Source organism: Nereida sp. MMG025 (genome assembly GCF_021654165.1).
Classification (GTDB): Bacteria; Pseudomonadota; Alphaproteobacteria; order Rhodobacterales; family Rhodobacteraceae; genus Nereida.
The window spans coordinates 1-506 of the sequence record NZ_JAKFZN010000039.1 but is presented as its reverse complement, the minus strand read 5'-3'; the positions used below and the strand labels follow the sequence as shown (position 1 = coordinate 506).

Annotated in this window: 1 protein-coding gene; it reads left to right on the top strand. The window is 49.8% G+C overall.

Annotated elements, in window-relative coordinates:
- The coding region (locus L1065_RS15740; protein ID WP_237096464.1) for a DUF4150 domain-containing protein at positions 1 to 340 on the top strand (340 nt) is incomplete at its 5' end.
- Positions 341 to 506: the final 166 nt, after the last annotated feature.

The following is a 506-nucleotide window of genomic DNA, read 5'->3' as shown; positions in this document are numbered from 1 at the left end:
GTGCCTGACACCGATCGGTAATTCCGTCGTCCCGATCCCGTATGCGATCAGTGCGACGCTTACAAATGATGCCAAAGCCTGTCGCTCGGTAAAAATTGAAGGCAAGCAGACCTATAATTTCAAGACGATTGTGACGAAATGCACCGGCGACCAACCGGGCACGAAAACAGGTGTGAAATCAGGCACACTGGGAGATATTTGTGAGCCTAAGAGCCATGCACCCTCGATAAAAATCGAAGGGAGCTATGCCATCCGAAATCGCGAAACCTTCTGGATGAACAAGCGCAACACAATCGGTGAGCTGATTTTGCAACGCAGTTTAGATCGTCACTGGGACTGATGGACGTTTACAATTATACGGATTTCCCAGCTTTAAGTTTTCGCCAGATCCAAGCTGGATCGGGCGCGACTATGGCGTGTGTGACCGTCAAAGCGACTTGCGATCTTGTCGATGGTGGGCCGCTGGTACTTTCGGATCAACAAGAGCCAATCTTGTATGAAGATAC